Annotated in this window: 26 protein-coding genes; 14 read left to right on the top strand and 12 right to left on the bottom strand. The window is 60.0% G+C overall.

Annotation, left to right across the window (positions count from 1 at the left end):
- Positions 1 to 113: 113 nt before the first annotated feature.
- The 3 genes from R1W00_RS03225 (at position 114) to R1W00_RS03215 (ending at position 2773) form a co-directional block, all read left to right on the top strand.
- Positions 114 to 401 carry a co-chaperone GroES gene (locus R1W00_RS03225; RefSeq protein WP_317261274.1) on the top strand — a complete coding sequence of 96 codons (288 nt, stop codon included), beginning with the start codon at positions 114 to 116 and terminating at the stop codon, positions 399 to 401.
- A gap of 40 nt (positions 402 to 441) precedes the next feature.
- Positions 442 to 2085 carry a chaperonin GroEL gene (gene groL, locus R1W00_RS03220; protein WP_317261273.1) on the top strand — a complete coding sequence of 548 codons (1644 nt, stop codon included), beginning with the start codon at positions 442 to 444 and terminating at the stop codon, positions 2083 to 2085.
- Between the two features lie 190 nt (positions 2086 to 2275).
- Positions 2276 to 2773 (top strand): N-acetyltransferase, encoded by a 498-nt coding sequence (locus R1W00_RS03215; protein WP_317261272.1) that lies wholly within the window; start codon positions 2276 to 2278, stop codon positions 2771 to 2773.
- Here the strand turns inward: R1W00_RS03215 and R1W00_RS03210 are convergent.
- Entirely contained in the window at positions 2770 to 3222 is a 453-nt protein-coding gene (locus R1W00_RS03210) for an NUDIX hydrolase (protein WP_317261271.1), read from the bottom strand. The genes R1W00_RS03215 and R1W00_RS03210 overlap by 4 nt on opposite strands.
- Positions 3223 to 3313: 91 nt before the next feature.
- Between R1W00_RS03210 and R1W00_RS03205 the strand changes: the two genes are divergently transcribed.
- Entirely contained in the window at positions 3314 to 4156 is an 843-nt protein-coding gene (locus R1W00_RS03205; protein WP_317261270.1) for a DMT family transporter, read from the top strand.
- Here the strand turns inward: R1W00_RS03205 and R1W00_RS03200 are convergent, their stop codons facing one another.
- The 3 genes from R1W00_RS03200 to R1W00_RS03190 are packed head-to-tail and all read right to left on the bottom strand — an operon-like array spanning position 4157 to position 5985.
- Complete coding sequence (locus R1W00_RS03200) at positions 4157 to 5236, bottom strand: 5-(carboxyamino)imidazole ribonucleotide synthase (protein WP_317261269.1); 1080 nt, start codon at positions 5234 to 5236, stop codon at positions 4157 to 4159.
- Entirely contained in the window at positions 5229 to 5717 is a 489-nt protein-coding gene (gene purE, locus R1W00_RS03195; protein WP_317261268.1) for a 5-(carboxyamino)imidazole ribonucleotide mutase, read from the bottom strand. The genes R1W00_RS03200 and purE overlap by 8 nt, the downstream gene beginning before the upstream one ends.
- A gap of 46 nt (positions 5718 to 5763) precedes the next feature.
- Entirely contained in the window at positions 5764 to 5985 is a 222-nt protein-coding gene (locus tag R1W00_RS03190; RefSeq protein WP_317261267.1) for a YdcH family protein, read from the bottom strand.
- A gap of 168 nt (positions 5986 to 6153) precedes the next feature.
- Between R1W00_RS03190 and R1W00_RS03185 the strand changes: the two genes are divergently transcribed.
- The 3 genes from R1W00_RS03185 to R1W00_RS03175 all read left to right on the top strand — a co-directional run bounded on the left by R1W00_RS03185 (position 6154) and on the right by R1W00_RS03175 (position 7202).
- Positions 6154 to 6567, top strand: coding sequence for an Hsp20 family protein (locus tag R1W00_RS03185; RefSeq protein ID WP_317261266.1), 414 nt, complete (start codon positions 6154 to 6156; stop codon positions 6565 to 6567).
- 14 nt (positions 6568 to 6581) lie between these two features.
- Complete coding sequence (locus R1W00_RS03180) at positions 6582 to 6824, top strand: DUF1150 family protein (protein WP_317261265.1); 243 nt, start codon at positions 6582 to 6584, stop codon at positions 6822 to 6824.
- A gap of 162 nt (positions 6825 to 6986) precedes the next feature.
- Positions 6987 to 7202: a 4-oxalocrotonate tautomerase family protein gene (locus R1W00_RS03175; protein ID WP_317261264.1), complete on the top strand. Its 216-nt coding sequence runs from the start codon at positions 6987 to 6989 to the stop codon at positions 7200 to 7202.
- A 72-nt stretch (positions 7203 to 7274) separates the two neighbouring features.
- Here R1W00_RS03175 and R1W00_RS03170 read toward each other — a convergent pair whose 3' ends face one another.
- Together R1W00_RS03170 and trxB are read right to left on the bottom strand one after the other, a co-directional pair.
- Positions 7275 to 8984 carry a bifunctional sulfate adenylyltransferase/adenylylsulfate kinase gene (locus tag R1W00_RS03170; protein WP_410901515.1) on the bottom strand — a complete coding sequence of 570 codons (1710 nt, stop codon included), beginning with the start codon at positions 8982 to 8984 and terminating at the stop codon, positions 7275 to 7277.
- A 165-nt stretch (positions 8985 to 9149) separates the two neighbouring features.
- Positions 9150 to 10097 (bottom strand): thioredoxin-disulfide reductase, encoded by a 948-nt coding sequence (gene trxB, locus R1W00_RS03165; protein ID WP_317261262.1) that lies wholly within the window; start codon positions 10095 to 10097, stop codon positions 9150 to 9152.
- 178 nt (positions 10098 to 10275) lie between these two features.
- On the opposite strand from trxB, the gene R1W00_RS03160 reads away from it, so the two are divergent.
- Positions 10276 to 10776: an Lrp/AsnC family transcriptional regulator gene (locus tag R1W00_RS03160; protein WP_317261261.1), complete on the top strand. Its 501-nt coding sequence runs from the start codon at positions 10276 to 10278 to the stop codon at positions 10774 to 10776.
- A gap of 4 nt (positions 10777 to 10780) precedes the next feature.
- On the opposite strand, the gene R1W00_RS03155 is transcribed toward R1W00_RS03160, so the two are convergent.
- The 5 genes from R1W00_RS03155 to lgt form a co-directional block, all read right to left on the bottom strand.
- Positions 10781 to 11461 carry a Hint domain-containing protein gene (locus tag R1W00_RS03155; protein WP_317261260.1) on the bottom strand — a complete coding sequence of 227 codons (681 nt, stop codon included), beginning with the start codon at positions 11459 to 11461 and terminating at the stop codon, positions 10781 to 10783.
- A 422-nt stretch (positions 11462 to 11883) separates the two neighbouring features.
- A complete protein-coding gene (locus R1W00_RS03150) occupies positions 11884 to 12018 on the bottom strand; it encodes a hypothetical protein (RefSeq protein ID WP_317261259.1) in 135 nt (44 codons plus the stop codon).
- Between the two features lie 147 nt (positions 12019 to 12165).
- Positions 12166 to 12921 carry a peptidoglycan editing factor PgeF gene (gene pgeF, locus R1W00_RS03145; protein ID WP_317261258.1) on the bottom strand — a complete coding sequence of 252 codons (756 nt, stop codon included), beginning with the start codon at positions 12919 to 12921 and terminating at the stop codon, positions 12166 to 12168.
- The gene (locus R1W00_RS03140; RefSeq protein ID WP_317261257.1) at positions 12918 to 13985 is read right to left on the bottom strand and encodes a class I SAM-dependent methyltransferase; all 1068 of its coding nucleotides are present in this window, start codon (positions 13983 to 13985) and stop codon (positions 12918 to 12920) included. Before R1W00_RS03140 ends, pgeF begins: the two co-directional genes overlap by 4 nt.
- Positions 13982 to 14875: a prolipoprotein diacylglyceryl transferase gene (gene lgt / locus R1W00_RS03135; protein ID WP_317261256.1), complete on the bottom strand. Its 894-nt coding sequence runs from the start codon at positions 14873 to 14875 to the stop codon at positions 13982 to 13984. Before lgt ends, R1W00_RS03140 begins: the two co-directional genes overlap by 4 nt.
- 95 nt (positions 14876 to 14970) lie before the next feature.
- On the opposite strand from lgt, the gene R1W00_RS03130 reads away from it, so the two are divergent.
- The 4 genes from R1W00_RS03130 to R1W00_RS03115 all read left to right on the top strand — a co-directional run bounded on the left by R1W00_RS03130 (position 14971) and on the right by R1W00_RS03115 (position 17429).
- A complete protein-coding gene (locus R1W00_RS03130) occupies positions 14971 to 15219 on the top strand; it encodes an accessory factor UbiK family protein (protein ID WP_317261255.1) in 249 nt (82 codons plus the stop codon).
- A 484-nt stretch (positions 15220 to 15703) separates the two neighbouring features.
- Complete coding sequence (locus R1W00_RS03125; protein ID WP_317261254.1) at positions 15704 to 16207, top strand: YbjN domain-containing protein; 504 nt, start codon at positions 15704 to 15706, stop codon at positions 16205 to 16207.
- 68 nt (positions 16208 to 16275) lie between these two features.
- Complete coding sequence (gene proC / locus R1W00_RS03120) at positions 16276 to 17091, top strand: pyrroline-5-carboxylate reductase (RefSeq protein ID WP_317261253.1); 816 nt, start codon at positions 16276 to 16278, stop codon at positions 17089 to 17091.
- The gene (locus tag R1W00_RS03115) at positions 17088 to 17429 is read left to right on the top strand and encodes a tRNA-binding protein (RefSeq protein WP_317261252.1); all 342 of its coding nucleotides are present in this window, start codon (positions 17088 to 17090) and stop codon (positions 17427 to 17429) included. The genes proC and R1W00_RS03115 overlap by 4 nt, the downstream gene beginning before the upstream one ends.
- Here R1W00_RS03115 and R1W00_RS03110 read toward each other — a convergent pair.
- On the bottom strand, positions 17426 to 18016 hold the full coding sequence (locus tag R1W00_RS03110) for a thymidine kinase (protein ID WP_317261251.1): 591 nt from the start codon (positions 18014 to 18016) through the stop codon (positions 17426 to 17428). The two genes, R1W00_RS03115 and R1W00_RS03110, sit on opposite strands and share 4 nt — an antisense overlap.
- A gap of 386 nt (positions 18017 to 18402) precedes the next feature.
- Between R1W00_RS03110 and R1W00_RS03105 the strand changes: the two genes are divergently transcribed.
- Both R1W00_RS03105 and R1W00_RS03100 read left to right on the top strand, forming a co-directional pair.
- Positions 18403 to 18861 carry a hypothetical protein gene (locus R1W00_RS03105; protein WP_317261250.1) on the top strand — a complete coding sequence of 153 codons (459 nt, stop codon included), beginning with the start codon at positions 18403 to 18405 and terminating at the stop codon, positions 18859 to 18861.
- A 110-nt stretch (positions 18862 to 18971) separates the two neighbouring features.
- Entirely contained in the window at positions 18972 to 19619 is a 648-nt protein-coding gene (locus R1W00_RS03100) for a DUF3047 domain-containing protein (protein WP_317261249.1), read from the top strand.
- Positions 19620 to 19670 lie beyond the last annotated feature (51 nt).

Below are 19670 nucleotides of genomic sequence, written 5' to 3'. Positions count from 1 at the left end.
AATTTGAAACGGGGCTGTTGACAGGCCGCGGCGGACTCCCTAGCTGTGTTGCGTTAGCACTCGAAGGAGGTGAGTGCTAATGATGAGAATTAGCGAACCAAGGAGCGTTCCAAATGGCATTTACTCCGCTGCACGACCGAGTTCTGGTCGCACGTGTTGAGAGCGACGAAAAAACCGCTGGTGGTCTGATCATCCCCGACAGCGCAAAAGAAAAACCCGCTGAAGGTATGGTTGTGGCCGTAGGCGCCGGTGCCAAAGACGAAGCAGGCAACCGGATCGCAATGGACGTAAAAGAGGGCGACAAAGTTCTCTTTGGCAAATGGTCGGGCACTGAAGTCACGGTCGACGGCAAAGAGCTGTTGATCATGAAAGAATCCGACATCATGGGCATCATCGCCTAATTCGTCTTTCCCAGAAATTATCTAGTCAGGAGCAAGCACAATGGCTGCTAAGGACGTAAAATTCGATACCGACGCCCGCAATCGTATGCTGAAAGGCGTCAACATCCTTGCCGATGCGGTAAAGGTGACCCTGGGCCCCAAAGGCCGTAACGTCGTCATCGAGAAATCGTTTGGCGCACCGCGCATCACCAAAGACGGTGTATCGGTTGCCAAGGAAATCGAACTGGAAGACAAGTTCGAGAACATGGGCGCGCAGATGGTGAAAGAAGTCGCCAGCCGCACCAACGACGAAGCCGGCGACGGCACCACCACCGCGACCGTACTGGCCCAAGCCATCGTTAAAGAAGGCCTGAAGCAGGTTGCTGCTGGTCTGAACCCGATGGACCTGAAGCGCGGCATCGATCTGGCAACGACCAACGTTGTTGAAGCCATCAAAGCCGCTTCGCGCCCTGTAAACGACAGCGACGAAGTTGCTCAGGTTGGCACCATCTCGGCCAACGGCGAAGCAACCATCGGTCGTCAGATCGCGGACGCTATGCAGAAAGTTGGCAACGAGGGTGTGATCACCGTCGAAGAAAACAAAGGCATGGAGACCGAAGTCGAAGTCGTCGAAGGTATGCAATTCGACCGCGGCTACCTGTCGCCCTACTTTGTCACCAACCCCGACAAGATGATCGCAGACCTCGAAGACTGCATGATCCTGCTGCACGAAAAGAAACTTTCGTCGCTGCAGCCGATGGTTCCCCTGCTGGAATCGGTCATCCAGTCGCAAAAGCCGCTGTTGATCATCGCTGAAGACGTCGAAGGCGAAGCTTTGGCAACGCTGGTTGTGAACAAACTGCGTGGCGGTCTGAAAATCGCTGCTGTTAAGGCTCCGGGCTTTGGCGATCGCCGTAAAGCCATGCTGCAGGACATCGCAATCCTGACCGGTGGTCAGGTCATCAGCGACGATCTGGGCATGAAGCTTGAGAACGTCACCATGGACATGCTCGGTTCGGCCAAGAAAGTGGCGATCTCCAAAGACGAGACCACCATCGTTGACGGTGCTGGCGAGAAAGCCGAGATCGAAGCACGTGTTGCTCAGATCCGTGGCCAGATCGAAGAAACCTCGTCGGACTACGACCGTGAGAAGCTGCAAGAGCGCGTTGCCAAACTGGCAGGCGGTGTTGCTGTTATCCGCGTCGGCGGCATGACCGAAGTCGAAGTGAAAGAGCGTAAAGACCGCGTTGATGACGCACTGAACGCGACCCGCGCTGCTGTCCAAGAAGGCATCGTTGTGGGTGGTGGTGTTGCTCTGGTTCAGGCTGGCAAAGGTCTGGAATCGCTGACCGGTGCAAACGCCGATCAGGACGCCGGTATCGCCATCGTGCGCCGCGCGCTTGAGGCTCCGCTGCGTCAGATCGCTGAGAACGCTGGTGTTGACGGTGCAGTTGTTGCCGGCAAAATCCGTGAATCGGACGACACCGCATTCGGCTTTAACGCTCAGACCGAAGAATATGGCGACATGTTCAAATTCGGCGTGATCGACCCCGCCAAAGTCACCCGTACCGCTCTGGAAGATGCGGCATCGGTTGCTGGCCTGCTGATCACCACCGAAGCAATGGTTGCAGACAAACCCGCCAAAGAAGGCGCTGCCGCACCTGGCGGCATGCCCGACATGGGCGGCATGGGCGGCATGATGTAATCTGTCGATCCATAGTGATCTTGGGAAAGGGGGCCGTACGGCCCCCTTTTTCGTTTGCGCCCTGCCGGAAATGACGGCATCTGCGCGTGGGGCTGCTCAACTTGGCATCTGGCCCGTCTGTCACGGCCAAAGTGATTTGTGATCACCCGAGCAACGGGTTTAGCATCAAGGGCATCACAAGAGGCATGGCATGGACGTTCTGAACCTCTCTCCGCGCGACGTGACCCCTGACGATTATCTGGATGTGTCTGTGTTGCTGTCCACGGCCTTTGATGGGCCGGGCGAGGCGCGTCTGGTTGAGAAATTGCGCAAAGACGGTGATATCGGGCTGGAACTTGTCTGTGAGGATGAGGACGGCATCTATGGCTATATCTGTTTTGCGCGGATGGTGTCGCCCTTCGGGTTCTGGTCCCTCTCGCCTGTGGCGATCAAGCGCGCCTACCAAGGGCAGGGCATTGGTGATCAGCTAATCAGACGTGGGTTGGACGGGATGCGACGCGCCGGTGCGGCGGGTGTTGTGGTTCTGGGAGATCCCGATTTCTACAGCCGTTTCGGGTTTTCCAAGGCCGCGGCGGCGGGGCTCGATTCCCCTTATTCGCGGGCGCACACGATGGTCTATCCGATTGCAACGGGGGCCAAAGAGGTCACAGGCCGTTTGGTCTATCCACCCGCGTTCAGCGTCCTCTAGCGCACGATCGGTTCCAACGGGTCGTAGAACACGCTGTCCGACCACGCCACATTGGCCAAACTGTCGGGTTTCACGCGGATGGACGCCATTTCAGCGCGGGTAAACAGGCGACGGGTGGTCACGACGCCCGCCGGATCGATCCAGTCATGGTCGATGTCCCCGCCGGTGATCTGACAGCGGAAATAGATATCCACCTGATGAAACGTACCCTTGGGGTCGTGGAATTCGTTCACCAGACAGGGCGCGCCGATAACGATGTCTAGGCCGGTTTCCTCATGCACCTCTCGGCGCAGGTTGTCGGTCAGGGACGCGCCGCGTTCCACGCCACCGCCGGGCGCGCACCACAGGTCGCTGACCCCATCCGGCCATGCGTTCACCAGCAGTAGGCGGTTTTCATGCAAGATAATCGCGCGCACGGCGATGCGGGGGCTGGGGGCAGGTGAAGACATGAGGCGATGCTGCCCCAGTGGCGCACGCACTGCAAGATGTGGAAACGAAACTGTCATTTGCGCATGTGTGAATTCCGTGCAAGATCGCGCCATGCGTTTGTTTTTATTGACTGCCCTGACCATGGTGGCCTTTGCGGCCAACTCTGTTTTGAACCGCCTTGCGCTGATTGACGGGGCGATGGGGCCTGCGGCCTTTGCGGCGGTGCGCCTGTTGTCTGGCGCGGTGGTTTTGGTGGCCCTGTCGGCGATGCGCGGGTCGATCCAATGGGGCGGTCCGGGGCGTGTTGGCGGGGTTCTGTCGCTGGCCGTCTATGTCCTTGGGTTTTCCTTCGCCTATGTCAGCCTGCCCGCAGGTCTGGGCGCGCTGATCCTGTTTGGCGGCGTGCAGATCACCATGTTCGCGGGCGCGGTTCTGGCCAAAGAGGACGTGCCGATCACCCGCTGGATCGGCGCCGTGATGGCCTTTGGTGGCTTGGTCTGGTTGCTCTGGCCGACGGGCGGCGCGGATGTCAGCTATCCCATCGGCGCGCTGGCCCTGATGGCATCGGCGGCTGTGGGCTGGGGGATTTATTCCCTGCTGGGGCGTGGGGCGCGTCAGCCGCTGCAAATGACGGCGGTGAACTTCGCATGGGCCAGTCCGATTGCCCTGTTGGTCTTTGCGATCCTGCCCGATGGCGTGTCGGGCTATGGCATTGCTTTGGCGATTGTGTCGGGCGCGATCACCTCGGGACTTGGCTATGCCCTGTGGTACAGCGTCCTGCCGGGCCTTGGGGCCACCCGCGCGGCGGTGGCGCAATTGACCGTTCCGGTCATCGCGCTGGCCGGTGGGATGGTGTTTCTGGGAGAGGCGCTGACCCTGCGGTTCGCAGTGTCCTGTGTCTTGGTGTTGGGCGGCATCGCCGTGTCGCTGATCAAGCCACGCCGCCCGAACTGATTACCCTTGCGCGGGGCGCAGCACGCGGTTGACGTGCCCCATTTTGCGGCCGGGTTTCGCCTCGGCCTTACCGTAGAGATGGATCGCGACGTCGCTCTGACCGGCATAGGTCGGAACGTCGTTCACATCGTCCCCGATCAGGTTCAGCATCTCGACATCGCTGTGACGCGACCCGTCCCCAAGGGGCCAGCCGACCACGGCGCGGATGTGCTGTTCGAACTGGTCGATGACACAGCCGTCCTGTGTCCAGTGACCCGAGTTATGGACCCGCGGCGCGATTTCATTGACGATCAGACCCGCGCGCGTCACGAACAGTTCGACCCCCATCACGCCGACATAATCCAGCGCGTTCAGGATCTTGGCCGCGATCAGGACCGCATCGGTGCGCTGTGCGCCGGTCAATGTCGCAGGCAAGGTGGTGGTGTGCAGGATACCGTCCTTGTGCACGTTCTGACCGGGATCGAAACAGGCGACTTCACCATTCAGGCCGCGCGCGGCGATCACCGACACCTCATGCGTGAAGTCGACGAACCCCTCCAGAACCGAGGGCGCATCGGCCATGGCCGCGAATGCCGCATCGGCGTCGTCGGCGGTTTTCAGGCGCGCCTGACCCTTGCCGTCATATCCGAACCGGCGGGTTTTTAGGATCGCGTGGGCGCCGATCTCGGCAACGGCGGCGGTCATGTCTGCCGCGCTTTCGACATTGGCAAAGGGCGCGGTTTGCAGGCCTAGATCGTTCAGGAACGTCTTTTCCGTCAGGCGGTCCTGCGACACCGCCAATGCCTTGCGGTTGGGGCGGATCGGCTTGATCGCCTCGATCACATCCAACGCCTCGGTCGGGATGTTCTCGAATTCATAGGTCACGACATCCACGGATTGCGCGAATTTGCGCAGGGCATCGTGGTCGTCATAGGACGCTTGGAAATGATAGTTCGACACGTGGCTGGCGGGGCAATCGCCGCCCGGTTCGAAGATGCAGGTCTTGAACCCAAGGCGGGACGCCGCCACCGAGAGCATCCGGCCAAGCTGACCGCCGCCCAAAATGCCAATCGTTGCGCCGGGGGACAGGGGATCAGTCATCGACAGGTTCATCCGGAATAGAGGCCGACAGGGCATCGCGCCACGCGTCCAGCCGTTCAGCAAGGTCAGGGTCGGCAATTGCAAGGATACCGGCGGCCATCAGGCCCGCGTTCGACGCACCCGCGGCCCCAATCGCCATGGTCGCCACGGGAAAGCCTTTGGGCATCTGCACGATGGAATAGAGGCTATCCACACCCGACAGGGCCTTGGTCTGAACCGGAACGCCGATGACGGGGATGCGGGTTTTGCTGGCCATCATGCCGGGCAGGTGGGCCGCGCCGCCCGCGCCCGCGATAATCACGTGCAGACCACGTTCGGCGGCGGTTTTGCCATAGCTCCACAAACGGTCGGGGGTACGGTGGGCCGATACGATCTTTGCCTCATAGGCAATGCCCAGTTCGTCCAGAATATCAGCTGCCAGTTTCATCGTCGGCCAGTCGGATTGACTGCCCATGATGATGCCCACTTTTACGTCGCTCATGCTGCCCTCATGTGTTCGGAGGCGGCACTATATCCAGATGGCCCGCTTATGCAATGATGTCCGGGGTCAGGCGATCCTCAATCACCGCGATGCGATCTTTTAGCGTCAGTTTCTGTTTCTTAAGACGACGCAGGGTGAACTGGTCGGCGGGGTTGCCGCGCTCGGCAAGGGCATGGATCGCGTCATCAAGATCGCGGTGCTCACGACGAAGAACCTCCAGCTTTACGCGCAGGACTTCTTCGCTGTTCATTTCGCTTGCGATGTTCATCTGATTTTTGGACCCGAGTCGTCAGTTCACGTCATCTGATCATAGCCATTTCAGACCCTTGCGGGAAGGGTGGCCTTGCGCATGGCGCGATCCACGCCCATATTCAACACAGGAACGCGCCAGAATGGGCGCTCCGGACTTCAGGTCGCTTATTCAAGGACTTGCGCAATGACGAAACTGACTCTTGGCTCGCACCCGTATCTGTTGGGGTTTGAGCAACTGGAACGCCTGCTGGAACGCAACGCCAAATCCGGCAACGAAGGCTATCCCCCCTTTAATATCGAGCAGACCTCGGAGCGTGGCTATCGCATCACGCTGGCCGTCGCGGGGTTTAGCGAGGACGATCTGGCCATCACCGTCGAGGACCGCCAACTGGTCATCCGGGGACGCCAGCGCGACGATGACGACACACGGGTTTTCCTGCACCGCGGAATCGCCGCCCGCCAATTTCAGCGCTCTTTCGTGCTGGCCGACGGGGTGGATGTGGCCGGTGCGGAAATGGAAAACGGATTATTGCACGTCGACTTGGAACGGGCCGAGCCCGAGAAAGTTGTACAAACGATTGCAATCAAAACGCAGTAACAGAGGGGATCCAAATGGACACGACATATGACGCACTGCCGGGCACTGGCGAAAGCAACATCGTCTACGTGCGCCCCGTTGCAGTACTGGACCTGCCCGAGGACATGCAGGACGAGGTGCGTGAACAGGTGGACGGGGCGGAGAACCTCTATGCCGTTTACGATTCGACCGGCGAACGTCTGGCGCTGGTGAAAGATCGCCGCGTGGCGTTCATTCTTGCCCGCCAAAACGACTTGGCTCCGGTCAGCGTGCACTAAGCACCGCCAACCCGTTGAAATAATTGACCCGCTCTGGATCTCAGGGCGGGTTTTTTTCGTGCTCACGATAAGTTTTATAACCTCCTATAGTATTATATGATGGTTACGTATTTTCTGTATCTTGGACCAACATGTTAAATGGTTTTAGCCGGAGGAGCGCACATGCCATTGATCGACGTAAAAGTATTCAAAGACGAATTGACCGACGAACAGGCGAAAGAACTGATCGCGAAATTCACCGACGCAGTTGCCGAAGTCACCAGCGACAAGCTGCGCGATGTGACGTGGGTCGTGATCAATGAGGTCAAGGATGGCCATTGGGGCGTGGGCGGCAACGCGCTTGGCCTGCCGGACGTCAAGGCGATCATGGTCAGCTAACCCGCCACTCGCCCAACAAAAAACCGCCGGCGTTAATCGCGCCGGCGGTTGCTTTTTCGGGGTTGGGTCCGCTTATTGCAGACCGATCAGACCCATGCTCTCCAGTTTCAGCAGAACCTGGTGGGCGCAGTAATCAACGTCCACACCTTCGGTATCCACGACCAGTTCGGCGTTGGTGGGCGATTCATAGGGATCGGAAATCCCGGTGAATTCCTTGATCTTGCCTTCGCGGGCCAGTTTGTAGAGACCCTTGCGGTCACGGCGTTCGCATTCCTCAAGCGAGGTTGCGACGTGCACCTCAACGAAGGCACCGTAGGCCTCGATCATCTCACGCACGGCGCGGCGGGTCGCGGTGTAGGGCGCGATAGGCGCACAGATCGCGATACCACCGTTCTTGGTGATCTCGGAGGCCACATAGCCGATCCGCTTGATGTTGATGTCGCGGTGCTCTTTGCTAAAGCCCAGCTCGGACGACAGGTGCTTACGCACAACGTCACCGTCCAGCAGGGTCGTCGGGCGACCGCCCATCTCCATCAGCTTGACCATCAGCGCGTTCGCGATGGTGGATTTGCCCGAACCCGACAGACCGGTCAGGAATACGGTGAAACCCTGCTGCGAGCGCGGCGGCGAGGTGCGGCGCAGCTCTTTGACCACCTCGGGGAACGAGAACCACTCGGGGATTTCCAGACCTTCGCGCAGACGACGGCGCAGTTCGGTGCCCGAGATGTTCAGGATGGTGACTTCGTCCTTGTCGGCAATCTCGTCGTTCGGCTCGTACTGGGCGCGTTCCTGAACATAGACCATGTGTTTGAAGTCGACCATTTCGATGCCGATTTCATCTTGGTGCTCGCGGAACAGGTCCTGTGCGTCGTAGGGGCCGTAGAAATCTTCGCCAGCCGAGTTTTTGCCGGGGCCAGCGTGGTCGCGACCAACGATAAAGTGGGTGCAGCCGTGGTTCTTACGGATCAGACCGTGCCAAACCGCCTCACGCGGGCCGGCCATACGCATCGCAAGGTTCAACAGCGACATGGTGGTCGTCGCGGCCGGATACTTGTCCAGAACGGCCTCATAACAGCGCACGCGGGTAAAGTGGTCAACGTCGCCCGGTTTGGTCATGCCCACAACGGGGTGGATGATCAGGTTGGCCTGAGCCTCTTTCGCGGCGCGGAAGGTCAGTTCCTGGTGTGCGCGGTGCAGCGGGTTGCGCGTTTGGAACGCAACGATGCGGCGCCAGCCCATTTTACGGAAGAACGCACGCAGCTCGTTCGGGGTGTCGCGGCGGGCGCGGAAATCATAGTGGATCGGCTGTTGGATGCCGGTGATCGGACCACCCAGATAAACCTCGCCAGCGGTGTTGTGCAGATAGTTCACGGCGGGGTGCGCCAGATCGTCTGCGCCGAACACTTTTTCAGCTTCGCGCGATTTGTTGGGGGTGTATTTGTCGGAGACCGACATGATCGCCAGGATCACACCTTCTTGGTCGCGCAGCGCGATGTCTTGGCCGGGCTCAAGGCTTGCGGCGAACTCGGGGTTCACGTCCAGCGTGATGGGCATCGGCCACAGCGAGCCGTCCGCAAGGCGCATGTTTTCAACAACGCCGTTGTAATCTTCTTCGGTCAGGAAACCCTTGAGGGGGTTAAACCCGCCGTTCATCAAAAGTTCGAGGTCGCAGATCTGGCGCGGGGTCAGGTCCCAGCTGGGCAGGTCGGCTGCTTCTACTTTTAGTTTCTGTGCACTCTCATGGGAAACATAGAGCTCCGGGATCGGAGCGTGATCTGTCATCGTCATCTGATCAACTCGGCCTTGTAAAACATCCAAAAACGCGATCGGTCCCCCGCCCGATCTATGGGGGCGGGGTGCCGTTATTTTGGACAAATATCAAGTCCAAGCGCCGTTCTATTTTGCAATTGCGGCGAAAAGGACGCGTTTTTGGCCGTTCGTGGGAAATTATTCCGCTTCGGTGGCTGCGATGAAACGCTCGGCCTCAAGCGCGGCCATGCAACCCATGCCGGCCGAGGTCACGGCCTGACGATATTTGTGGTCGGTCAGGTCACCCGCCGCGAAAACGCCGGGAATCGAGGTCTCGGTGCTATCGGGTTTGGTGACGACATAGCCGCCATTGTGGGTCTCAAGGATGTCCTTGACCAGTTCCGAGGCGGGCGCGTGGCCGATCGCGACAAAGAAGCCTTTGCAGGGCACCTCGGTGATTTCGCCGGTTTCGACATGTTTGGCGCGCACGCCTTCGACGCCCGCCGGATTGTCACCGCCGACCACTTCTTCGATCGCGTGGTTCCACAGGATTTCGACCTTGGGGTTTTTGAACAGGCGATCCTGCAGGATTTTTTCCGAACGCAGGCTGTCGCGGCGGTGGATCAGCGTGACCTTGGAGGCAAAGTTGGTCAGGAACAGGGCCTCTTCGACGGCGGTGTTGCCGCCGCCAACGACGACAACCTCTTGGCCGCGATAGAAAAATCCGTCGCAGGTCGCACAGGCCGAGACGCCAAAGCCTTTGAATTTCTCCTCAGAGGGCAGGCCCAGCCATTTCGCCTGTGCACCGGTCGCAAGGATCAGCGCATCACAGGTGTAGGTGACACCGCTGTCACTGTAGGCCTTGAAGGGGCGCTCGGACAGGTCCAGACGGTTGATGTAGTCGGCCACGATCTCGGTCCCGACGGCGCGGGCGTGCTTTTCCATGTTGACCATCAGGTCGGGGCCCTGAATCTCGACCTCACCGGGCCAGTTTTCGACCTCGGTGGTGATGGTCAATTGGCCACCCGGTTGAATGCCTTGGATCAGGATCGGTTCCAGCATCGCGCGCGAGCCATAAACAGCCGCCGTATAGCCCGCAGGCCCCGAGCCGATGATCAACAGTTTGGTGTGGCGCGTTTCAGACATCATAACCCCCATGAAAACGTGTTCCGCCCATATAACGATGCGCCCGTCGCCATAAAAGGCCCTTGGCGCATTTCGTGGTTCAAGTTGGATGAGATTTAATTTATTGCGCAGCTGTGAAACATTATTGCGCAATCGGTCGCGCAACAATATTATCCGCAAAAATGGTTCGGAGGTATAAATGCCCAACACCAAGTTGGATCCGATTGACCGCAAGATCCTTGCAGAACTGCAGGCGGACGGTCGGATGACAAACGTAGAGCTTGCCAAACGTGTTGGGATTTCGGCGCCTCCTTGTCTGCGTCGGGTACGGACGTTGGAAGAATCGGGCTACATCCGTGGCTATCATGCGGATGTCGATCCGCGTGAACTGGGCTTTGAGGTTCAGGTGTTCGCGATGGTCGGTCTGCAAAGTCAGGCCGAGGTCGATCTGTCGGCATTTGAGGCGCGGTGTCAGGACTGGCCGCTGGTTCGTGAGTGCCACATGCTGAACGGGGAGGTGGATTTCATCCTGAAATGCGTCGCGCCCGACCTGTCGACGTTCCAGACCTTCCTGACCGAGCAGCTGACCGCCGCCGACAACGTGGCCAGTGTCAAAACCTCGCTGGTCATTCGCGGCGCCAAGGATGAACCGGGCGTCCCGTTCAACGTGCTAGAGGATCGTCTGGCCAAACTGTCCTGACCGCTCAGGTCAGGCCCAGCAATTCACGCGTTTCAAACCCCGTCAGTCGCGGATAGGCCATCGGCCCGAAATCCGCGACACTGTTTGCGTGGGGGAAGTACTCTAGCAATTGTGCCAGTGTCTCGGGTGGTAGCATTTGCTGAATTTCGGGGCCGGGGTGATAGCTTTCGACGGGCACGCCATTGGCACGCAGCATTTCCTGCATCGGCAACACGATGTGATAGAGGCGCACCGGAACCGACGGGTGCAACGGAAACACCCCGTATCCATCACACAGCGCATGGGCCGGAATCGCCACATCCGCCGTATCGAACCGGTCCTGCAGGTGCGCGCCATGGTGCAACAACCGCATCCCGTGCCCGATGATAAGGTCACTGGTCGGGCGATCCATTCCGAATGTGTCCACACAAATCCGGATCAGGGGCGCGCCTGCATGCGCCGTACGGTCGGGAAACAACAGCATCGACCCGATCCATTGGATGGGCTGCGGACCATTGTGCGTGGTTGCGATTAGATCACCGGGGCGTAAGTCCTCAATCGGGGTGCGTCCGCGCGGCGTGTCGATCAAGGTGCCGCGCACCATACCCGAAAAGGCTGGTTCAAACGGAACCCCCATCGGGCCATCTATCGTCATTTCGGTCTGAGAGCCTGCGGTCGTCAGGCCGGCAATGTCATAAGCGCGCATTTGAGGCTGAGCGCGCCCTGTATGCCGGCCTGTCCGAACCGTCGAGAGATGGGCACTTCTGCCCTGAGATATTCCATATTCCGCACCTGCGGATGTCCAAGCGGGGGCCATACCAAGCAACCTGTGTCTAAACAATCTGCGGCGGCCCCACCGCGCGCGGTGCAGAAACAATGTCCTAGTACCCGTTATAAGGTTAACAGAGGCCTACCTGTCAAAATATCGCCTGATTTACAGTTGGGTGCAGAAACGGTCGGTGATACGCGCGGTGATTGTTTCCGGTGCCCGCGCCCTGTTGCCACATTCCTGATGCGGGCCCCAACGCGGGGCCACGAATCATTTAACGTGGACTGCATAGGGCCAATGAAAAACCCGCCGATGCGGGGCATCGACGGGTTCTGCATTCTTTGGCGATTTTGGCGTGATTACGCGCGGGCGGCCTTGCCCGATTTGCCGGCGTCGCGGCGTGCGTTGCGCGAGGCGCGGGTCCAGGGCAGGGCGGGCTGTTCTTTGGCGCTCTCTGCGATGACCCATTTCATCCAACGGCGTTCTTTTTTCATTTTACTCGCTCCTCATGCGGGCCGATCATTGCGGCCTGTGTTCTTGCTTGGGACCGTTATGGCGGGGCATTGGGGCGGGTCTATGGCCCTGATTGTGTCGTTTCGCGGTCTTGGTGTGGTGAAAATGTGGCGCGGGGTCGGGCCGCGTCAGAGGGCGATGGTCGAGATCAACCGGCCATAGTCGGCCTCACCCGTATGGGTGCTGCGCCGGTAGGAAAAGAACCGGTCGGGATCGGAATAGGTGCAGTGCCGAATCCAACCCGCTGTGCCGATTCCCGCAGACCGCAGGCGATGCAGGCCAAAGGACGGAAGGTCGAACATATACCGGTCGCCCTCGCCATTAACGAAAAACCGGCTGTTGTCGGGGTCGTCGGCGACAAAGTTGTCCAGAAACTCGGGGCCGACCTCATAGACGCGTTGGCTGATCGTGGGGCCGATGATGGCGGTGATGTTGTCGCGGGCGGCACCGAGATCGACCATGGCGTCCACTGTTGCCTCTAGCACACCGTCCAGTGCGCCGCGCCATCCCGCGTGGGCCGCCCCAATGACGCCCGCATCCGGATCGGCGAACAACACGGGCTGACAATCGGCGGTCAGAATCGCAAGGGTCACGCCCGGTGTCGCACTGACCAAACCGTCGGCGCGGGGTTTGTCGTCGGTCGGGCCGGTGATCACGGCCACATCCGCCGAATGGACCTGCATCGCACCGACCATATGCGTGGGGGCGACGCCCATCGCCTCGGCCACGCGGGCGCGGTTGATGCGCACCATCTCGGCCTGATCCGAGGACCCTTCGCCACAGTTCAGACCCTTGAAAATCCCCGAGGATGCGCCGCCCTTGCGGGTAAAGAACCCGTGGCGCACAGGGGACAGTTCGGGGGCGGTCAGAATCTCCAGCGTCATTGGTCAAATCCGGGTGGTTGCGGCGCATCCGTCGGATAGAGCGCCAGAGTTTTAAAGAGCGTTCCCATTTCTTGCGGGTGGGTCAAGCGCCGATGCGCGGCGATGTGGTTGTCCAATGCCTGACCTTGCAAGTTTGCGGCCAAGGCCTGTGCGCGTGTCGTAATTCCCAGCCGTTCCAGAAATGCACCTTGGCCGGTCATCTTGGTCACGGCAACACCGGTCGCGGCGTGGGCGAGGGCCTCAAAATCCACATGGGCGGTCAGATCGGCCGCACCAGGATGCGCCAGTGGCGGATCGGGTTGATGGTTGCGCAGGGCCTGCAACGTGTCGCCCAGCGAATGCCACCCGCCATAGTCGATGAACAGGGCCGTGCCCCCATGGGACGCGATCCGCGCGGCGATCTCTTGGACCGGCGCAATGGCTGCGGCGCAGGTTTCAACGATGTCACCGGTTTTGGTGTCATCCAGACGCTGCTCCAGCGCCCCGAGGGGCAGGGGTGCGGCCAAAACGAACTGCAACTCGTTGCCATCCGTGCCCACCTGAACCTCGGACCAACCGCCCTCGGTGCGCTGAAACTGGCGGATGGGCAGGGCGTCGAAAAATTCGTTCGCGACAAGATAAAGGGGGCGGTCGTCGGGCAGGGTGCTGAGGTCGTCGTGCCACGTGGGGGTGACGTCTGACAGGCGGTCGCGTTGCACGTCGCGCAGGGTCGCAGAGGCCTCGATCAGATGGACCTCGGCCGCGTCATGGAAACCCGGAACGCCCCGCGTCGCGCGCAGGATATCGGCCATCAACGTCCCGCGACCGGGCCCCGGTTCGGCCAAGGTGAACGCCGCCGGTCGCCCCTGATCCAGCCACGTCTGCGCCAGCCACAGGCCGATCATTTCGCCAAACATCTGGCTGATTTCGGGGGCAGTGGTGAAATCGCCCGCCGCGCCGAACGGATCGCGCGTGCTGTAATAGCCCAACGTTGGGTGCAGCAGGCATTCGGCCATATACTCGGCCACCGTGATCGGGCCGGTTGCGGCGACGCGCCGGATCAGTTGGGCCTTGAGATCACTCATGCCGCCGCCTTGCGCCGCGCATGGAGGATCACCGCCACGCCAATCGCGATCATCGGCAGGGACAGGATTTGCCCCATCGTGACGCCCACGGGACCCAGTGACAGGATATGACCCATCGGGTTCTCGGATGTGATGAATTGTGCATCTGCCTGACGGAAATATTCAACGATGAACCGGGAAATGCCGTAGCCCGCGAAAAACACGCCCGTCGCCACACCCGGCCGTTTCAGGATCCGCGCCCCGAACACCAGCAGGGCCAGAACCAGCCCAAGAACGATGCCCTCTAGCCCCGCCTCATAGAGCTGCGAGGGATGGCGCGCACAGGCCCCGACCCATTCCGGCGGGCAGACTTGCGCGCGCGGGTCGGGGAACACCATCGCCCACGGCACCTCGGCCGGACGGCCCCAGAGTTCCCCGTTCACGAAATTCGCCAGCCGCCCGAACAACAACCCCGTCGGCGTCGCAAGGGCCAGAGCATCCGCGACCGACATCAGGCGCAGGTTATGGCGGCGACAGAACCAGATTACCGCGATTACGACCCCCAGAAATCCGCCGTGAAATGCCATGCCGCCATTCCACAGGATCGGAATTTCCAGCGGGTTTTGCAGGTAATAGGCAGGTCGGTAAAACAGGACATAGCCCAACCGCCCGCCCAGAACGACGCCAAGGATGACGGCGGTCAGCAACTCTTCGACCTGTTGGCGGGTCACCGGGGCCTCGTCATTCGGCCACAGCTTGGGCCGCGCCATCAGGCGCACAACGATGAACCACCCAAGGATCAGCGCGGCAATATAGGCCAACGCATACCAACGCAGCGCGAACTCCATCCCGAACAGGGAAATCGAGAACAGTTCAGGATCAATTTGCGGATACTGTATGATCAAAGACATGCGCGCCTCTTGCCTGTTGGTCTGCGACGAAGTCAACCTTGAGCTTGGTCGCGCTACGGCCCATATAGGGGGCAAATGTAACGGCGGAGGGCCAGATGCAAAGCCGCAACAAGTTTTTTGAAGACATGTCGCAGTTGATGACCAACGCGATGGGTGTCGCCCAAGGCGCCAAGGACGAAGCCGAGAACGCCGTCAAAAGCGTTATGGACCGGTGGCTTGCCGATCGTGACTTTGTCACCCGCGAGGAATTCGACGCCGTGCGCGCCATGGCGCAAAAGGCGCGTGAGGAAAACGCGGCCCTGTTAAAGCGCATTGAGGCGCTGGAATCCGGCAAGGACGCATAACGCGTCTTTGATCCGGTATGGACGGTTTGCGGGGCGTGCTGCGGCGCGCCCTTTGCTTTGGGGGCGGCGGATTTTGCCCGCGATTCGGGGGATTCTGGCCCCGAGTGTCAAAAATTCATCCACATCTATGTGGGTAAGTCTGTGGATAACTTGCGCGCGATGATTTTTTTTCTAGTGGCTCGGTTTTTGGGCGAAACCACGGGGCGCACAGGAGAAAAATCGCGGAATTCAATGTGTGTTGGGTGAAATGTCTGGCCTGCTGACCTTTCCCTCGGGATGATGTCACGCCTGACCGCTATATCTAGTCGAAACACGACAGATAGGGGTGTGTGGATAAGTTGCCCCCAACATTTTGCTTTACACAAAGCCTCTGAAAAGGGACCATATCTTGTATAGGCGACGGAAATCACCGCCGTTTATTGATCAGGCACCTAAGCCTTGTGGGGCTGCCAACCCACATCGGCTATTATAAAAGAGGCCGGGCATGTCACTTACTGAAGACTTTATGCTGAGCGATGATCTGCATCCCATCGACATGGTGGAAACGATTGCCGAGCATCACGATTGGGAATTCGATCGGGTTGGGGATGACCAGATCGCCATGGCTGTCGAGGGCCAATGGCGCACCTATTCCATCACCTTGGCGTGGTCCCATTATGATGAGACCCTTCGACTGATCTGCACGTTTGAAATGGACCCGCCGGCGGATTCGATGCCTGCGGTCTATGAGGCCCTGAACCAAGCCAACGACATGTGCTGGAATGGCGCGTTCACCTATTGGAAGGAGCAGCGCCTGATGGTCTACCGCTACGGTCTGGTTCTGACCGGCGGGCAAGGGGTCAATGGCGGTCAGATCGACCATCTGATCGGCGCGGCGGTGTCCGCCTGTGAACGCTTCTATCCGGCGTTCCAACTGGTGGCTTGGGCGGATCAAGCGCCCGCCAAGGCGATGAACATCGCCATGACCGAGGCCTACGGCCGCGCCTGACCGGCGTCGCCCATTGCGGGCGGTGCACAGTCGTCCTAGGTTGACCCCGAATTACACACGGGGTCGACATGGATTTTTCCGATATCAACGCACGCGGGATGGTTTTGCTGGGCTGTGGCCGGATGGGCTCGGCCATGTTGCAGGGATGGCTAGAGCGCGGGATTGAACCGCGCGCGGTCTGGATCATGGATCCCCATGCGCCTGCATGGGTGCAGGATCTGGACGGTATCCATATCAATACCGACCTGCCCGAAAACCCCGCGATTGTCCTCTTGGCGGTCAAACCGCAACTGATGGCCGAGGCGATCCCGACCGTCACCGGTCTGGGCGGGGGCGACACGGTGTTTGTGTCCGTCGCCGCAGGCACCCCGATTTCCTATTTTGAGGGCGCGCTGGGCGCCGCCACCCCCATCGTGCGCGCCATGCCGAACACGCCCGCCGCCGTGGGCCGTGGCATCACCGCATTGATCGGCAATGGCACGGCAACGGCGGATCAGGTCGATCTGGCCGATGCGCTGCTACAGGCCGTGGGCCAAACCGTGCGCCTACAGTCCGAGGATCAGATGGACGCGGTCACCGCCGTGTCAGGCTCGGGTCCGGCCTATGTGTTTCACCTGATCGAAACGCTGGCCGCCGCCGGTGCCGCGCAGGGGCTGTCGGCGGACCTCGCGTTGCAACTGGCCAAGGCGACCGTGGCAGGGGCGGGGGCCTTGGCCGAACAATCGCCCGATGGTCCGGATCAATTGCGTATCAACGTCACCTCGCCGGGGGGGACGACGGCGGCCGCGCTGAACGTGTTGATGGACGCAGAAACCGGGTTCCCGTCCTTGCTGGACCGCGCCGTCACCGCCGCCGCCGAGCGCAGCCGCGAGTTGGGCAAATGAGCGATCCGATCACATTTGACGATTTCGCCAAGGTCGACATCCGTGTGGGCCGCGTGACCCATGCCGAACCCTATCCCGAGGCGCGCAAGCCGGCGATCAAGCTGTGGGTGGACTTCGGCCCCGAGATCGGCACGCGCAAAAGTTCGGCCCAGTTGACCAAGCACTACACGCCCGAAACCCTGATCGGGAAAACGGTGATCGGGGTGGTGAATTTCCCGCCGCGCCAGATCGGTAAATTCATGTCCGAGGCCTTGATCCTTGGGATGCCCGATGACGAGGACCAACCTGTCCTCCTGTCGCCCGATTTCGACGTGCCGCTGGGCGGGCGTCTCTACTAGGCCTCGACCAGATCGCCCATCGCGATCCGCCAATGACGGCGGCACAGGGATTCGTAGCGGTCATTGCCGCCGATCTCGACCTGTGCGCCGTCGGTGACGACCTGTCCGTCCGGCCCCATGCGCACGACCATCGTCGCCTTTTTTCCGCAATGGCAAATCGTGCGCACCTCACGCATTTCATCGGCCAGCGCCAAAAGGGCACTAGAGCCGGGAAAGAGGTTGCCCTGAAAATCAACGCGCAGCCCATAGCACATCACCGGCACGCCTAGGTCATCCACCGCGCGGGCCAGTTGCCAGACCTGATCGGCACTCAGGAACTGGGCCTCATCCACAAAGACACAGGTGCAGGGACCGGCAGCGAGGCGGGCCTCGATCTTGGAAAACACGTTTTCGTGAACATGGAAAGTATCGGCGTCCTGACCGATGCCGATGCGCGATTCGATCCGCCCGCATCCAGCGCGGTCATCAAACCCCGCCGTCAGCAGATAGGTATGCATGCCGCGTTCCTGATAGTTATGCGCCGCCTGCAACAGAATCGCGGACTTGCCCGCATTCATGGTCGAGTAGTGAAAATAGAGCTTTGCCATGGCGTGCTTATGCCACGGTTTTTTCAGCAAGAAAACTTGGGAAAAAAAGGATGAGGGGTCAAACCACAAGGCCGAAAGCTCGTGTACCGCTACTGAGCAATCGACCTTTTGCCGGGGTCCAAGAACATCTTGGAACGCGCAGGCCGAGGTCACCAATACCATTTACCTGGGAACCGCTGGCAACGTCCTCTGCCGCGATGCCCAAACAAGTGCGGTTTGCCCCTCATCCTATGAAACCGACGCTGGGGACGTCGGCCACTCACACCTGTCCCCGATATCTCGGGAACGATTTAAAAATGACAAACAATGCAAAACTCATTAATGGGAAAAGGAAAGTTGGTTTCCCCGTTTCTGAGGCGGGGCAAGAATAACGGGGTTTGTGGGGAATGGCGTCGAACGGGAGTTATCTCAAAAAGCACACCGAGGCGTTGGTGAAGGATGTGGGTATTGAGGCCGCGTGCGAATTGACGGGACGGTCCAAGGCAACGCTGGGCCGGTACTATTCCGACATGCCCGAGCACGCCGATCGGTTCATGCCGATTGACGCCGTGGCCGCGCTTGAGACCGCAGCGCGTTTCCCGCACGTGACCACAGCCTTGGCCGAGCTGCAGGGAATCACCCTGAGCTATGACAAGGCCCGCCGCAATTCCGAGAGCTCGGGCGGTGTGAATGCCGATGTTGTTGCGCTGTCCCAGCGGTTTGCGATGCTGATGTCCGAGTATAGCCAGTCGATTGAAGACGGCATCATCACCATCAATGAGGCCAAGCGGTTGCTGCGCGAAACCACCGCACTGCAGCAGGTTTTGCTGGAGATGAAGCTCCACCTCGAAGAAGAGGCTGGCTGACGGCCATCTGACAAAAATCTCACGGAAACGTGGGTCTGACGCCCTTGTGACTTGAGCATTCGCTCATTTGCCCTCTTTTAACAGAGGAAGATCACAGGGAAGACGTCACCATGTACCGCCTCATAATCACGGCTCTGACCTGTTTGCCGATGCTTGGACCCCCCGCATCGGCGGACAGTATTCTGTTCGACACCACGTGGAGCGAGCAAAAGTTCTCGCTGTTCTCAAGCAATGAGTACCGGTTGGCGGGACGATCTCTGGACGTCGAATCCGAGGGGACGGTGTCCTTGATGTGGCGCGCATTGCCGCAATCGGAATGGGACGCCCGTGCCGCGTCGTGGGAATGGACGGTTGAGCAATCCGTGCCCGCCACCGATCTGGAACTCAAAGGATATGATGACCGGAACCTGTCGCTCTATTTCCTGTTCCTGCCCGAAGCCGAGGTCGTCGCGGCCAAGGATGAGGGCGTGCGGTCCTATCTGGAACATCCTGACGCGCGGGTCCTGACCTATGTCTGGGGCGGGGCGTACAAGCGTGGCGAGATTTTGGAGAGCCCCTATCTGGGCCCGCGTGGACGGGCGATTGCGCTGCGCCCGTCGGGAATCGGGTCCGCACGGGAGATGGTGGACCTGTTGGCCGATCATCAGCGCGCGTTCGGGGAAAACCCGCTTAGTCTTGTTGGGCTGGCTGTGTCTGCCGACAGTGACGATACGGACACCGGCATACGCGCCCGCCTGTCGAACCTCGTCCTAAAATGAAAATGACCGCCCCAAGGGGCGGCCATTTGCAGTCTTTAGCAGATTTGGCGC

Source organism: Rhodovulum sp. FJ3 (assembly GCF_032918305.1).
GTDB lineage: Bacteria > Pseudomonadota > Alphaproteobacteria > Rhodobacterales > Rhodobacteraceae > SAT37.
This window is presented reverse-complemented; position numbering and strand designations above follow the sequence as displayed.

Bases quoted from the DNA above. Each gene is read 5' to 3' on its own strand.
- R1W00_RS03190 (WP_317261267.1), bottom strand. From the start codon at position 5,985: ATGAACATCGCAAGCGAAATGAACAGCGAAGAAGTCCTGCGCGTAAAG.
- lgt (WP_317261256.1), bottom strand. From the start codon at position 14,875: ATGTCTTTGATCATACAGTATCCGCAAATTGATCCTGAACTGTTCTCG.
- R1W00_RS03160 (WP_317261261.1), top strand. From the start codon at position 10,276: ATGCCCAACACCAAGTTGGATCCGATTGACCGCAAGATCCTTGCAGAA.
- R1W00_RS03115 (WP_317261252.1), top strand. From the start codon at position 17,088: ATGAGCGATCCGATCACATTTGACGATTTCGCCAAGGTCGACATCCGT.
- trxB (WP_317261262.1), bottom strand. From the start codon at position 10,097: ATGTCTGAAACGCGCCACACCAAACTGTTGATCATCGGCTCGGGGCCT.
- R1W00_RS03185 (WP_317261266.1), top strand. From the start codon at position 6,154: ATGACGAAACTGACTCTTGGCTCGCACCCGTATCTGTTGGGGTTTGAG.
- R1W00_RS03140 (WP_317261257.1), bottom strand. From the start codon at position 13,985: ATGAGTGATCTCAAGGCCCAACTGATCCGGCGCGTCGCCGCAACCGGC.
- R1W00_RS03150 (WP_317261259.1), bottom strand. From the start codon at position 12,018: ATGAAAAAAGAACGCCGTTGGATGAAATGGGTCATCGCAGAGAGCGCC.
- purE (WP_317261268.1), bottom strand. From the start codon at position 5,717: ATGAGCGACGTAAAAGTGGGCATCATCATGGGCAGTCAATCCGACTGG.
- R1W00_RS03215 (WP_317261272.1), top strand. From the start codon at position 2,276: ATGGACGTTCTGAACCTCTCTCCGCGCGACGTGACCCCTGACGATTAT.
- R1W00_RS03225 (WP_317261274.1), top strand. From the start codon at position 114: ATGGCATTTACTCCGCTGCACGACCGAGTTCTGGTCGCACGTGTTGAG.
- R1W00_RS03110 (WP_317261251.1), bottom strand. From the start codon at position 18,016: ATGGCAAAGCTCTATTTTCACTACTCGACCATGAATGCGGGCAAGTCC.
- groL (WP_317261273.1), top strand. From the start codon at position 442: ATGGCTGCTAAGGACGTAAAATTCGATACCGACGCCCGCAATCGTATG.
- R1W00_RS03155 (WP_317261260.1), bottom strand. From the start codon at position 11,461: ATGCGCGCTTATGACATTGCCGGCCTGACGACCGCAGGCTCTCAGACC.
- R1W00_RS03105 (WP_317261250.1), top strand. From the start codon at position 18,403: ATGGCGTCGAACGGGAGTTATCTCAAAAAGCACACCGAGGCGTTGGTG.
- R1W00_RS03100 (WP_317261249.1), top strand. From the start codon at position 18,972: ATGTACCGCCTCATAATCACGGCTCTGACCTGTTTGCCGATGCTTGGA.
- R1W00_RS03180 (WP_317261265.1), top strand. From the start codon at position 6,582: ATGGACACGACATATGACGCACTGCCGGGCACTGGCGAAAGCAACATC.
- R1W00_RS03175 (WP_317261264.1), top strand. From the start codon at position 6,987: ATGCCATTGATCGACGTAAAAGTATTCAAAGACGAATTGACCGACGAA.
- R1W00_RS03130 (WP_317261255.1), top strand. From the start codon at position 14,971: ATGCAAAGCCGCAACAAGTTTTTTGAAGACATGTCGCAGTTGATGACC.
- pgeF (WP_317261258.1), bottom strand. From the start codon at position 12,921: ATGACGCTGGAGATTCTGACCGCCCCCGAACTGTCCCCTGTGCGCCAC.
- R1W00_RS03200 (WP_317261269.1), bottom strand. From the start codon at position 5,236: ATGACTGATCCCCTGTCCCCCGGCGCAACGATTGGCATTTTGGGCGGC.
- R1W00_RS03170 (WP_410901515.1), bottom strand. From the start codon at position 8,984: ATGACAGATCACGCTCCGATCCCGGAGCTCTATGTTTCCCATGAGAGT.
- R1W00_RS03125 (WP_317261254.1), top strand. From the start codon at position 15,704: ATGTCACTTACTGAAGACTTTATGCTGAGCGATGATCTGCATCCCATC.
- R1W00_RS03205 (WP_317261270.1), top strand. From the start codon at position 3,314: ATGCGTTTGTTTTTATTGACTGCCCTGACCATGGTGGCCTTTGCGGCC.
- R1W00_RS03210 (WP_317261271.1), bottom strand. From the start codon at position 3,222: ATGTCTTCACCTGCCCCCAGCCCCCGCATCGCCGTGCGCGCGATTATC.
- proC (WP_317261253.1), top strand. From the start codon at position 16,276: ATGGATTTTTCCGATATCAACGCACGCGGGATGGTTTTGCTGGGCTGT.